We start from the raw sequence: 12,330 nt of genomic DNA on the forward strand, positions 1-12,330 counted from the left end.
CCGGCACGGCGGGGACATGGTGGGGGCGCGGTGGGGCGTCAGGGCTCGGGCTCATGGCGTTGCCCGCGTCACGCCGATGCGGGCAAGAAGGTACGTGGCCGGAGTTCGCCGGGAAGTCCCGCGCCCACGTGCGGCCCCGTGGCGGTAGTGTCCGCGGGCACGGCTAGCCTGACCTGCGCAGAGATGGGCACAATCTTGGGGGAATCCAGTGAGCGACGACCTGCTGCCTGAACCGGAACGGCTGCCGCTGACGCCCGATGAGCTGAGCAAGCGCAACCTGGGTCCCTTTGCGCCCTTCTACCAGGCGCCGGCCGCCGACAGCTACGCCGATCCCACCACTCCGCGCGATCTCCAGCCCGGGCCCTCCTTCTCTCAGCCGCAGTCGCCGTTCCTCCGCCCGCCGGTCAGTCCCACCGGACCCGGGCCCGGCGGCCAGCGGCTGGGCCAGCGCCTCAAGATCGCGCCGTCCATCCTCAACACGGCGGCGGACCGCGCGGACGAGATACACACCGCGTTCACCAAGCCCGCCGCCGCGCTGGAGGCGCCGGCGAGGACGGCGAGCACCACCATGGCGGGCTGGGAGTCCGCGTACGCCATCCAGGCCGCGCACCGGCAGTGGGAGCAGCAGGCCGGCACGGTGGCGGGCTGGCTGGCGCACATCGCCGAGAGCCTGCGGGCCGGGGCCCGGGACTACGACAAGACCGACGCCGCGATCGAGGATGCCTTTCGCGGGGTCCGCGTGCGCCGGTCGCTGATCGAGGATCTGTAATGGCTTCGTTCTACCGGGAGATCCTGGACACCGACCTCGGCCCGCTGCAGAAGCTGGCCGATCAGTGGCGCACCAGCCAGACGGGCATCAGCGGCCTGGGCAAGCGGGTCCAGGGCGAGATGCTCACCCCGCTGCGCGACAAGGGCTACTGGGAGGGCGCGGCCGCCCCGTACGCCTGGCGGATGATCGATGACATCCAGCGTCAGCTGGAGGACGCCACGAAGGTCGCGGCGGCCGTCCTCGGCGTTCTGGACGATGCCCTCGGCGAGCTGAAGTCCGCCAAGACGGACCTGCGGGCGGCGGTGACGCGGATCGGCGAACAGGGCATGCACGTGGACAGCAAGGGTGAGGTGTCGCCCTCCGTCGTGGGCGGCCAGTGCACGGTGGTCGAGAAGGGGTCCGTCGACGCGAAGGCCATCGAGGCGGCCCAGAAGGAAATCAACGACATCGTGCGGCGCGGCATCACCGCCGACCAGAACCTCGCCTTCAGCCTGATGTCCGACATCGGCCTCGGCCCGTGGTTCAACGGCAAGCCGCAGCACTCGAACATCGACACGACGAACCAGATCAGCCAGGAGGACTACGTGCTCCTGGACCACGCCATGCGCGGCCAGCCTCTCTATCCCAGCGGACCGAAGGACGACCCGTACGACCTCGGCCTCGCCTGGGTGACCGGCGTGGGCCCCCGCTCCCGGGATTATCACGACGGCGACGAGATGACCGAGCTCATCAAGTCCAGCGTGAGCATGGAGCAGCTGCGGGCGGACACCCTCGCCCAGTGGAACACGGACGGCCAGGGCGAGGGCAAGGTCAGCTACTCCATCTCGGACGGCGGCAAGGTGGGCGCCCTGAAGAAGCTCCTCGGCACCGACATACCGGCGATCGTCACCGGGGATTCGGACCACCTGGGCGAAGCCTTCATGGGCTCGTACTCCCTCAAGTACGACGTCAAGGGCCAGGACCCGGACGGCTCCCTCGTCGTCCAGTACACCCTCGACAACAAGACCAGCAACGAGTCCTTCCTCCATTTCGTCGGCTACTACGACTGGCTGAAGAAGACCAACAAAGAGGACGGCACCTTCTCCACCGTGAGCCAGACGATCACCTGGACCGAGCGCATCCCTGCGGGAACGAAGTAGCCGCCATGAACCAGCGCATACGCATCACGGCGGCCGGGGCGGCCCTGGCAGCCCTCTCCTGGTCCCTCACCGCCTGCGGCCTGGGCAGCGGAACCCTCGACCGCTGCGTCCCCGCGCCCGCCACCACTGCGAGTACCGCCGACCTGGAAGGCAGCTACGCGGGCTCACTCGCCGCCGAGGGCACCCGATTGACGCTGACCACCCGCCCCGGGGAGAGCGGTGGCACGCTGACCGTCGGGAACTGGCCTACCGGCGACTCCTTCCGCAAGGAGCTGGGCGCCTCCTTCAGTACCACCGGGACCTGGGAACTCGACCAGCCCTCCGCAGGCTCCCAGCACGCCCTGCTCCGCCTGCACTTCGATCCGCCGAAGCCCGATCTGCCCGCTCCTGACACGATCGACCTGCTGTCGATCGGCATCGACGCGAAGCGGACCTTCGTCTACGCCGACGACGACCCCGACACCTGCCCGGACTTCCGCCTCCAACTGCACTGAGGCGGGGCCCGCCGGGGGAAGGGTCATCCGGCACGTGCCGCATCAGAGCATCCCTGCGGAACCTCCTGGGCCACCCTTGATCGGCCGGACAAGTCCTGGGCAACACAACAGCCCCAGGTCGCTGACCTGGGGCTTCGTCGTGGAACGGATGACGGGAATCGAACCCGCGCTATAAGCGTGGGGAGCACCCGGCACGTGGGCTTCGTTGGGGTCGCGACCCGCGAAATGTGTCTTGCGAAGGTGATTCCGAGGGTTCCGGACCGTCCTCTGCCGACCGCTGTTCACCGCCCTGACTGGCACGTACCTGACTGGCACGTAGGGGGGTAGGCGCCGCTCAGAGTGCTTGGCCGGCTTGACCTGCCTGGCGGCCGAGGAACCTTTCGACCACCGTCGCCAGGGCCTCCGGACGTTCGTCCGGGGCGAAGTGACCGGCGTCGTCGAAGACCTGGAGCTCGGCGTTCGGATACCACTGCAGCCAGGTGGACCGCATGGTGTCGGGGCCCATCGCCGGGTCGTTGGCACCGGCCACGACAAGCACTGGCGTCGTGTTGCCCTTGACCAGCTCGTGGATGTCGGGGCCGCGCGTCCAGGATTCGAGGTACGAGCGCAGGGCCGCCCGCGAAGAGCGTTCCGAGCCGCTCACTCTGGCGTCCAGCCACGCATCGTCGTGCCGACCGCCGGTGGTGACGTCGAAGATCGTCCTGCGGTTGCCGGACTTCTCCACCGCCCCGGCGAACAGCTCCCACATCTCCCCTTCGAGCGGGAACCCGGATGCGGGTACCGGCGAGATGCCGATGATCGAGCGGATCCGCGAGGGGGCGTCCAGCAACATCCGCTGGGCCGCCTTGCCGCCCATGGAGTGACCGATGACCGAGAAGGTGTCCCAGCCGAGGTCGTCGGCCACGGCGAGGGCGTCCGCCGCGACCTCCTCCATCGTGTAAGTGCCGGGGGTGTCCATAGCCTCGCCGTACCCACGGCAGTCCACGAACGCGTAACTGAACGCGCCCCCGTCCAGGTGCTGCCGCAGATGACCGTAACTCGACCTGTCACCGAGCCAGTGGTGAAGTGCGAGGACCCGTTCGGGCCCGCTGCCTTGTACCTCGTACGGAATTACCTGTCCTGCTACTTGGTCTGTCACAACGTTGGGCTCTTCCCTCCGGGCCGGGCCCGGAATCCCGTCGACTTGAGACTTCGCCCCAACGGCGTACGGGGAGACCAGGCCAGATCAGTTCGTCCAGCTCCACGTCGTACGGATCAGGAAGGTCGCAGCAGGCAACAACCTCGATGCCCGACGTGGCGCAGGTGGGCTGGTTCGCCTACGAGGCTTCCGACCCGAGCGCCCGGATGAACGCAGGTGAACGCCCAAGAATGTCGGGCTGACCGACGACACGACGGATTCGGGCGGGTCGGCGGCACTGCGGCTTCCTGACGTTACGTCACTCACATAGACCATTTTTTCTTATTTGTGACTCATTGCTGTGAAATATGCGTGACTGCCCTCGCATGACGGCGTATCACTACGTCGGGCAGGGAGCCGCTCTCGAAGTCCCCGCTCAGAGGGAGTCTGCGCATCGGCGCAGGTAGGGGCTTGCGGCCCCGCGTAGTCATCGTCGCGGGCGCTCGGGAACCTCCTCCGGGAGGACTGAGGCCCGAAGCAACGAGAAAGGTCCTGCTGTGGCATTGGCTGGCATCCGGTCGGGTCCACCCGACAAAAGACCTCGACGCAATCTGTTCAAACGGGGAGCCCTTGTCCTGCTCCCCGCAGCGATCCTGGCGGCGACAAACCTCGTCCCGAACCTCGCTTACGCACTGGAAGCCCCCGTGGGACTGGGGACCGCCACCAATTACGCGGTCCTGGCCGGTTCGACGGTCACCAACACGGGCCCCACCATCATCAACGGAGATCTGGGGCTCCATCCGGGCGCATCGGTAACCGGCTTCCCGCCCGGCATCGTCAACGGAACGCAGCACGTCACCGACGCCGCCGCCGCTCAGGCGAAGTCCGACCTCGTCGTCGCCTACAACGACGCGGCAAGCCGGGGACCCGGCACCGCCACTTCGGCCGATATCGGCGGGCAAACGCTGGCGCCCGGCGTGTACACGGCCTCGTCGACTCTGAACATCACCGGAACAGTCACTCTCGACGGCCAGAACAACCCCAATGCCGTCTTCATCTTCCAGATCCCCTCGACCCTGATCACGGCTCCGGCGAGTGTCGTGGCTTTCATCAACGGGGCAAATGCCTGCAACGTGTTCTGGCAGGTGGGCAGCTCCGCCACCATCGACACGACCTCCCAGTTCAAGGGCAACATCCTGGCCCTGACGTCCATCACGCTGAACACCGGCGCCGTGATCGAAGGCCGCGCCCTGGCGCGCAATGGCGCGGTCACGCTGGACACCAACACCATCACGAGGGCGGCCTGCGCCGTTGGCCCGCCCGGGCCCCCCGGACCGACGGGCTCGCCTGGCCCGACCGGCCCGACCGGCCCGACCGGCTCGCCTGGCCCGACGGGTGCCCCTGGCCCGACCGGCGCTCCCGGCGCTGACGGCAGCCCCGGTGCCCCTGGCCCGACCGGCTCCCCCGGCCCTGCGGGCTCCCCCGGCCCTGCCGGTGCTCCCGGCCCTGCCGGTTCCCCCGGACCCGTCGGCTCCCCTGGCCCGACCGGCGCTCCCGGACCTGCCGGTGCTCCCGGCCCCGTCGGTTCCCCCGGACCTGTCGGCGCTCCCGGACCTGTCGGCGCTCCCGGCCCCGTCGGTTCCCCCGGACCCGTCGGCTCCCCCGGACCCGCTGGACCCGCCGGACCCGCTGGACCTGCCGGACCTGCCGGACCTGCCGGACCCAAGGGGCCTCGCGGCGACAAGGGTGAAAAGGGCGACTCGGGCGATCACGGTCACGGTCACGACCACGGTCACGACGACGAGGGAGACGAGGGCGACGAGGGCGACGAGGGCGAGCATGACCACGACCATGACCACGGCAAGCCCGGTCACGGTCACGATCACGGCAAGCCCGACCACGGCGACGACGGCTCCGACCAGGGCGAACTCTAGGGGCCCGACTTCCTGCCAGGCGGCTTCGACGATGCTCTGGGCCACGTCGGTCCCGGGCACACCGACAAGAACGTCAACTTCACCCCCGTAGGCGCCGCCACCGGCCTGCAGTCGAAGAAAACGACGCCGGCCCTCGCCGCGACCGACTCGAGCAGCGAGGTCAGCATCATGGCCGCCACTGCAGCCGCGCTGGCATGAGTCGCGAACTCGGCCTTCTTCGCCATGAGGCGGATCCGGCACGCACGGTGCGGCAACCCGACAGGACTAGCCCTTCGCAGACAAGGGCTGACGCTCGATCAGCCCCATAGGCAGTCCGGTCCGCCGCTCGGCAGCTGACCCCCTGGACACATCGTCCGGGGGCTCAGTGGCGCTCACGGGCTCGGCAGGGACAGCGTGCGAGCATCTGGCCACGATTCTGGGTCGGCGTACACCCTGATGGCTTCCTTGATGAAATGCCGGGTACCGTCCGGGCTCAGCGCCTGGGCCCGCAAGCGCGCATACATGTCGCTGTAGCGTCCCACGGCGGATCGTTTCTCCAGATAGAGGTCGCTGGTGAACCTCTCCAGATACACCACGCTCACGTCGGTGGTGTCGGCGAACTCGAGCAGCGAGAACTGCCCCGAGATGCCCGGATGCGCACCCGCATCGTGAGGGAGAACCTGCACGGTGATGTGCGGCTGGGCGCTGAGGTGGCTCAGATGGTCCAGCTGCTCGCGCATGACCCCGCGGCTGCCCACCACGCGCCACAGCGCCGATTCGTCCAGCACGGCCCACATGCGCAGCGGGTTCCCCGGGGCGCGCAGCCGGTCCTGGCGCCGCATCCGCACCTGGAGGCGGGTGGCGGCCTGCTCGGCAGTGGCGTGAGGGATCGTTCCTGCGATGATCGCCTGCGCATAGGCGGGGGTCTGCAGCAGGTCGGGGACCACCAGGGGCTCGTAGAACCGGATCGCGGCCGCTTCGGCCTCCAGGCCGATGTAGGCGCCGCGCGGGATGTCGCCGTAGGCGTTCCACCAGCCCGGCTGACCCGATTCCCTGGCCATCTGCATCAGATCGTCAACGCGTCGCTGATCCCGGACTCCGTACAGCTCGCAGAGATCTCGTACGTCGCGCGGCTTGATGAGGCGGCGGCCGTTCTCCAGCAGACTGATCTTGGGCTGGGAGATCAGCAGGCGTGCCGCCACTTGCTGCGTCGTCATACCGCTGACCTCCCGGAGCCGACGCAGCTCCGCCCCCAGTCGGCGCCTGCTGATGGCGGGATTGACGGTGACACCCACGGGGCGCGTACCTCCACTTCAAGAACCTTGCGCTGGCGAGCAGATTGCCACGGCCCGAGCAGCTGGATCCGCCTTGGCCCCGTGTCGTGCAGGGTGATCTCGGAGCGGGGCGACGGCAGCTGCCGCCCTGGGCTGTCCGCCGCGGGAGGTCGGCACGTCCATCCGGTGTCGCCGGCCCGAGGCAGCGTAGGGCGTGGATCGGTCATTGCAACCAGAAACGCGGAAGGCCCGGCCGGTTTCCCGGTCGGGGTCTTCAAGTGCCCAGTGAGGCAATGGCGGAGGATATGAGAGTCGAATGTGTGAGGGATTTCCTGGACGTATGACCGCTGTCCTGCGCGTACATCCACACTCCGCTCACAGCTCCTCGTCCTCGTCGTCGGCGACCGGGCATGGTGCCTCGGTGCACCACCCGTTCGCGTCTGCCCAGCCACATGCCCCGGTGCCCGCTGCGCAACCGAGTCCGCGGAGGATTCCGGGCGTGCGCGCCAGGGACCTCGCAGAAGCCTCGGCGCCCGAGTACCACTCCGTCCGGAGTCCAAGTTGCGGCGAGAAGGACGACGAGGCCGCAGTGGTGCGAACGTTGTCCACTGGGCCGGTGTGGCGGGAGCCGCGGGGGCATTCGGGTCCGGCTTGCGGTGCCGAAGGGTGGCGGCATGAGGAGAGGCCGAAGAGGCCAGGCGCCTGCCCACCCCCGTCACCTCGGGAAGGCTTCAAGATCGAGAGCCCGCCGATGCCGACGGACGCGATCACCTCAGGCCGAGGCCGATGGAGCGGATGATTCGGCGGTGCGGCGGTATTCGGTGTTGATGCGCTGGGCTTCTTCGAGCTGGTCTTCGAGGATGACGATGCGGCAGGCGGCCTCGATGGGGGTGCCCTGGTCGACGAGTTCGCGGGCGCGGGCGGCGATGCGCAGTTGGTAGCGGGAGTAGCGGCGGTGCCCGCCGTCGGAGCGGAGCGGGGTGATGAGGCGGGCCTCGCCCAGGGCGCGGAGGAAGCCCTGGGTGGTTCCGAGCATGGCTGCGGCCCGGCCCATGGTGTAGGCGGGGTAGTCGTCGTCGTCGAGACGGCCGAACGAATCATCCGCTGTCATCGCACCTCTTTCTGGAACGCGGGAGGGGCCCTGGTGCCTATGGCACCAGGGCCCCGAAGGAACTACTACACCATCCGCCGGCCCTGATACTGCGCCGGCCTTCTGTGTCCGCAGACCCGGGTCATACGTGATCGGGGTGCGGGGATCGCGGTTGCTTGACCGGAGACCACCTCACTAACGATGTCCTGCGGTACCCGGGCTTCTACCTGCCGACCCGGGCGATCCTGATGGCGCTAAGCTCCTCCGTTCTTCCCTCGGTGATCAATTACTTACCAAGCGGGGGACTGCGTAATGCTGGTGATGCTCACTGTTCTACTGCGCACCGCTTGTCGTGCTCGCGGCCTGACCTAGCGCCGCTTCGGCAGCCAGCCCCGTCGCCCATCGTGCGTCTGCTCTGGCTTGGAACCCCACTGCCGAACTTCCCGGTGCGCGCGCCCGCAGCCGACGCCTTCACCAAGGTGCTGCTCACTGACTCCGCTGCTGGTTACTGCTCGTGGTGGCCCCTGATCACCGCGGGCCACCCGGTCCGGTCGTCAGTCCCGTCGCCGTCCTGCAACCGCCCTGGCTTCGAAACTCCACCACCGCACCGTCCTGCGCACTGCAACTACGGGGAATGCGTGTACTGCTGCCCGGCAGTTCGTCTCTGCCAGGCCCTGCTGTCTCTCTGGCTACGAGAGAAACCATAGCCACGCCACCGCCCAATGTCTACTCCAGACAAGATAGATTTTTGAGTGCGTGTCTCTGAGGTAATCGCATCCTGTCGGGTTGAACAGCTATCGGCCAGGGCACAACGACCGGGCAGGCGAGGCCGGACACCAACAACAGACCAGGAGCGCGCGATGACCACCATGAGCGCCGAGCGCACAGTCCTTCGTCCTCTGGCCGCCGTCGCCGAGGCGCGCCAGGCCACCCGGTCCTTCCTCGGAGCCCTCGGGCAGCCGACCATCGATCCGGAATGCGCCGACACCGTGATCCTGGTCGTCTCCGAGCTCGTCACCAACGCCCTGCGTCACGGCGGCGGCGCTTACGCGCTTCGCCTGGCCGCGCACCCCGACACCGTTGAGGTTCGCGTCGAGGACTCCAGTCCCCACCCGCCGTTCATGCGTACGCCCGACCTCGTCGACGGTACCGGCGGGTTCGGCTGGCACATGGTCAACGACCTCGCCCACGCCACCGTCGTCACGCCCACGCCCGAAGGCGGAAAGACCGTACGCGCACTCCTCCCCCGCCGGACCCGCCAATAGCCTCGGCCCGCGGGGTACGCGGAGGGGCCCGACCGGCGTGCCGGTCGGGCCCTCTTCGCTGTTCGGGTGGCGGCGCGCGCCGGGCGCCCACCGGTCAGGCGGTCACGGGGGTGCCGAGCATGGTCGAGGCCCGCTGGAGGGGACTGAGTACGCGTGTGGCCACGGCGGTTCGGGGAAGGGTTCCGCGGCAGGTGAAGCCGAGCTGGGTCATGGCGCGGAGGACTTCGCCGGCGCTGAAGTCGCGGCGGTCCTGGCGGGTGATGACCTGGCCGACCTGCTTGAGGGGGTAGGTGCGGCGGCCGATGATCACGGACTCGCCGATGACCTGCTCGGGCTTGATGCCCTTCATGGACTCCAGGACGCCCGTCTTGGTCAGGTCGAACGGGAATCGGGCGATGACACAGCGCATGTTGCCTCACAGAGAGAAGAGGGGACGGTCCGGCCACGGTGAGGTGGTTCAGCGGGCGAGGGCGAGGATGCCCAGAGCGCTGCCTTGTTCATCGACGACGGGCAGGGCGGCGAGCTTGCGGTAGCGCATCGCGTGCTCGGCCTCGGCCATCGTGGTCATGGGCGAGGTGAACGGCCCGCGGTCGCCGAGGACATCGCGCAGACGGAGCCGGTCGGTGTACGCGGCGCTGTCGCGGATGGCGCTGAGCCGCTCCCGGGTGATCAGCCCGGTGCAGAGGCCGTCCTGGTCGCAGACGAGCAGATGGTCCGTGCGGGAACTCGCCGTGACGGCCAGGGCCACCTCGACGGTCATGTCGTCGCAGACCTGCGGACCGGCCGCCTTCATGGCGTCGTCCACCGTCCGGTGCGTGAGGTCGGCACGCGCGGAGCGGGGCTGCATCTGAACCAGCGTCAAAAGGTGCCTCCTGCAGAGATGGGTCAGTGCCCTGATCACCTGGCTTCTCAGGCCGCCGCATCGAAGGCGGACTGCCGCGCGCTCGCGCGCCGGACGGCCGAGGCGGGCCCGCGCCGGCCGCGGGAGGCCGTGCTGCGCTTGGGCCGCTCGGACACCGGTGCGGTGATGGTGACCGGGATGCCGGAGGGTGCCTGGGCGCCGGTGATGCGGTTCAGGGCCTCGTCGCCCGAGCGGACCTGGGTGGTCTGCGGCGTGATGCCCGCGGCCGTCATCAGGCGGGCCATCTCGCGGCGCTGGTTGGGGGTGACGAGGGTGACGACGCTGCCGGACTCGCCGGCGCGGGCGGTGCGGCCGCCGCGGTGCAGGTAGTCCTTGGGGTCGGTCGGCGGGTCGACGTTCACGACGAGGTCCAGGTTGTCGACGTGGATGCCGCGGGCCGCGACGTTGGTGGCGACCAGGACGGTGACGTGCCCGGTCTTGAACTGGGCCAGGGTCCGGGTGCGCTGCGGCTGGGACTTCCCGCCGTGCAGGGCCGCGGCGCGGACCCCGTTGTCGAGGAGGTCCTGGGTGAGGCGGTCGACGGCGTGCTTGGTGTCGAGGAACATGATCACGCGGCCTTCGCGGGCGGCGATCTCCGTGGTCGTCCGCTGCTTGTCGGCGCCGTGGACGTGCAGGACGTGGTGTTCCATCGTGGTGACGGCGCCGGCCGAGGGGTCGACGGAGTGGACGACCGGGTCGGTGAGGTAGCGGCGGACCAGCAGGTCGACGTTGCGGTCCAGGGTGGCGGAGAACAGCATCCGCTGGCCCTCGGGACGTACCTGGTCGAGCAGGGCGGTGACCTGCGGCATGAAGCCCATGTCGGCCATCTGGTCGGCCTCGTCGAGGACCGTGATCGCGACCTGGTTCAACCGGCAGTCACCGCGGTCGATGAGGTCCTTGAGGCGGCCGGGCGTGGCGACGACCACTTCGGCCCCGGCGCGCAGTGCAGCGGCCTGGCGGTAGATCGGCATGCCGCCGACCACGGTGGCCAGGCGCAGCTTGACCGCCCGGGCGTAGGGGGTGAGGGCGGCGGTGACCTGCTGGGCGAGCTCACGCGTCGGTACGAGGACCAGCGCGAGCGGCTGGCCCGACTCGGCGCTCTGGCCGGCGGTGCGGGCCAGCAGGGCGAGGCCGAAGGCGAGGGTCTTGCCGGAGCCGGTGCGGCCACGGCCGAGGACGTCGCGGCCCGCGAGGGTGTTGGGGAGCGTGGCGGCCTGGATCGGGAATGGCGTGGCCATCCCCTCTCGGGTGAGCGTGGCGAGCAGCTGGGCCGGCATGGCGAGGTCGGCGAAGGCCTCGACGGCGGGCAGCGCGGGGGTGATCGTCTTCGGCGGTGCGAACTCGCCCTGGATCGCGGCGGGCCGGCGGCCGTATCCGCCCGAGCGGCTCGGGCCACCGGAACGGCTCGGGGCTCCGGAACGGCTCGGGGCTCCGGAACGGCTCTCGGCCGACGAGCCGAAGCGGCTGCCCCGGCCCGAAGCAGCGCCGGTACCGAAAGCGGGGCCGCCGGTGCGGCTGCGGGTGCGGGAGGAGCGGTCGTTCGTACGTGTGGGGTTCATGCGGAACCTTCCTTGATACGGCACGTATCAAGGAATTCCCGCAGCGTAGGAGCGGCGCAGGGAATTGCGAGAACGGGCCGAATGGAATGCGAAAGCGGATCTGGCGGACAGAGAATCTGTACGGGCTCAGGCGCTGGAATAAGGTGGCGTCACGTGGACGCGACAACCAAAGCAATTGACTCGGGTGCAGCCCCGAGGGGGCCGGTCGGCCGAGTGTCTCAATGCTCACTACCGCGGGTGAACGCACCGCGGGAAATGCGTGCAGCTGGGGCCCGCACCCCGAGGGATGCGGGCCCCAGCTGCAGAATGCGTGTCAGCGCTTAGGCGGGAACGATGTTCTCGGCCGTCGGGCCCTTCTGGCCCTGCGCGATGTCGAAGGTGACCTTCTGGCCCTCGTTCAGCTCGCGGAAGCCCTGGGCGGCGATGTTCGAGTAGTGGGCGAACACGTCAGCGCCGCCACCGTCCTGCTCGATGAAGCCGAAACCCTTTTCCGCGTTGAACCACTTCACGGTACCAGCAGCCATGTCATATCTCCTTTGGGGCAATACATCGGCGTCTACACTCTGCGGACGCCGTGTCGCCGCGATGATGCCCCGCCCGGTAAATGACCGGGAAATACAAAGCGCTTCCAGAGGAACGAATTCCGGCTGAAGGCGCTTGAAGTTCTTGGGTACCAAAACTGCAACCGAGATCGACAGTAGCACGCTGCAGTGGCTTGTGTGCACTGAATATTTCCGTTGGCTGCGTTGCGGTAGAAACTCTCCCCACTGGATCCATTAAATTCTTAGGCCGCGGTGACAGATATTAAT

12 protein-coding genes are annotated in these 12,330 nt (G+C 68.8%); 5 read left to right on the top strand and 7 right to left on the bottom strand.

All coding sequences use genetic code 11. The features are described from left to right. Positions 1–208 precede the first annotated feature (208 nt). From QMF80_RS16975 to QMF80_RS16985, 3 genes are read left to right on the top strand one after another with little or no spacing between them, the layout of a single operon-like run. Positions 209–769 (top strand): WXG100 family type VII secretion target, encoded by a 561-nt coding sequence (locus tag QMF80_RS16975; protein ID WP_283454079.1) that lies wholly within the window; start codon positions 209–211, stop codon positions 767–769. Continuing rightward, the gene (locus QMF80_RS16980) at positions 769–1,908 is read left to right on the top strand and encodes a hypothetical protein (RefSeq protein WP_283454081.1); all 1,140 of its coding nucleotides are present in this window, start codon (positions 769–771) and stop codon (positions 1,906–1,908) included. Before QMF80_RS16975 ends, QMF80_RS16980 begins: the two co-directional genes overlap by 1 nt. Positions 1,909–1,913: 5 nt before the next feature. Next, positions 1,914–2,402 (top strand): hypothetical protein, encoded by a 489-nt coding sequence (locus tag QMF80_RS16985; protein WP_283454082.1) that lies wholly within the window; start codon positions 1,914–1,916, stop codon positions 2,400–2,402. 334 nt (positions 2,403–2,736) lie between these two features. On the opposite strand, the gene QMF80_RS16990 is transcribed toward QMF80_RS16985, so the two are convergent. Continuing rightward, the gene (locus QMF80_RS16990) at positions 2,737–3,540 is read right to left on the bottom strand and encodes an alpha/beta fold hydrolase (protein WP_283454084.1); all 804 of its coding nucleotides are present in this window, start codon (positions 3,538–3,540) and stop codon (positions 2,737–2,739) included. 683 nt (positions 3,541–4,223) lie between these two features. Between QMF80_RS16990 and QMF80_RS16995 the strand changes: the two genes are divergently transcribed. Further along, complete coding sequence (locus tag QMF80_RS16995) at positions 4,224–5,453, top strand: ice-binding family protein (protein ID WP_283454087.1); 1,230 nt, start codon at positions 4,224–4,226, stop codon at positions 5,451–5,453. A 371-nt stretch (positions 5,454–5,824) separates the two neighbouring features. Here QMF80_RS16995 and QMF80_RS17000 read toward each other — a convergent pair whose 3' ends face one another. Further along, positions 5,825–6,727: a helix-turn-helix domain-containing protein gene (locus QMF80_RS17000; RefSeq protein ID WP_283454089.1), complete on the bottom strand. Its 903-nt coding sequence runs from the start codon at positions 6,725–6,727 to the stop codon at positions 5,825–5,827. Positions 6,728–7,478: 751 nt separating this feature from the next. Next, entirely contained in the window at positions 7,479–7,817 is a 339-nt protein-coding gene (locus QMF80_RS17005; RefSeq protein ID WP_283454091.1) for a MerR family transcriptional regulator, read from the bottom strand. An 839-nt stretch (positions 7,818–8,656) separates the two neighbouring features. Between QMF80_RS17005 and QMF80_RS17010 the strand changes: the two genes are divergently transcribed. Continuing rightward, complete coding sequence (locus QMF80_RS17010; protein WP_283454093.1) at positions 8,657–9,061, top strand: ATP-binding protein; 405 nt, start codon at positions 8,657–8,659, stop codon at positions 9,059–9,061. A gap of 94 nt (positions 9,062–9,155) precedes the next feature. On the opposite strand, the gene QMF80_RS17015 is transcribed toward QMF80_RS17010, so the two are convergent. The 4 genes from QMF80_RS17015 to QMF80_RS17030 all read right to left on the bottom strand — a co-directional run bounded on the left by QMF80_RS17015 (position 9,156) and on the right by QMF80_RS17030 (position 12,045). Next, a complete protein-coding gene (locus QMF80_RS17015; RefSeq protein ID WP_283454095.1) occupies positions 9,156–9,470 on the bottom strand; it encodes an SCO5918 family protein in 315 nt (104 codons plus the stop codon). A 48-nt stretch (positions 9,471–9,518) separates the two neighbouring features. Continuing rightward, positions 9,519–9,923 (bottom strand): CBS domain-containing protein, encoded by a 405-nt coding sequence (locus tag QMF80_RS17020; protein WP_283454097.1) that lies wholly within the window; start codon positions 9,921–9,923, stop codon positions 9,519–9,521. A gap of 47 nt (positions 9,924–9,970) precedes the next feature. Continuing rightward, positions 9,971–11,521, bottom strand: a complete 1,551-nt coding sequence (locus tag QMF80_RS17025; protein ID WP_283454100.1) for a DEAD/DEAH box helicase — start codon at positions 11,519–11,521, stop codon at positions 9,971–9,973. Between the two features lie 320 nt (positions 11,522–11,841). Next, positions 11,842–12,045 (bottom strand): cold-shock protein, encoded by a 204-nt coding sequence (locus QMF80_RS17030; protein WP_008734853.1) that lies wholly within the window; start codon positions 12,043–12,045, stop codon positions 11,842–11,844. Positions 12,046–12,330 lie beyond the last annotated feature (285 nt).

This window comes from Streptomyces sp. G-G2 (assembly GCF_030063135.1).
In the GTDB taxonomy this organism is placed as follows: domain Bacteria; phylum Actinomycetota; class Actinomycetes; order Streptomycetales; family Streptomycetaceae; genus Streptomyces.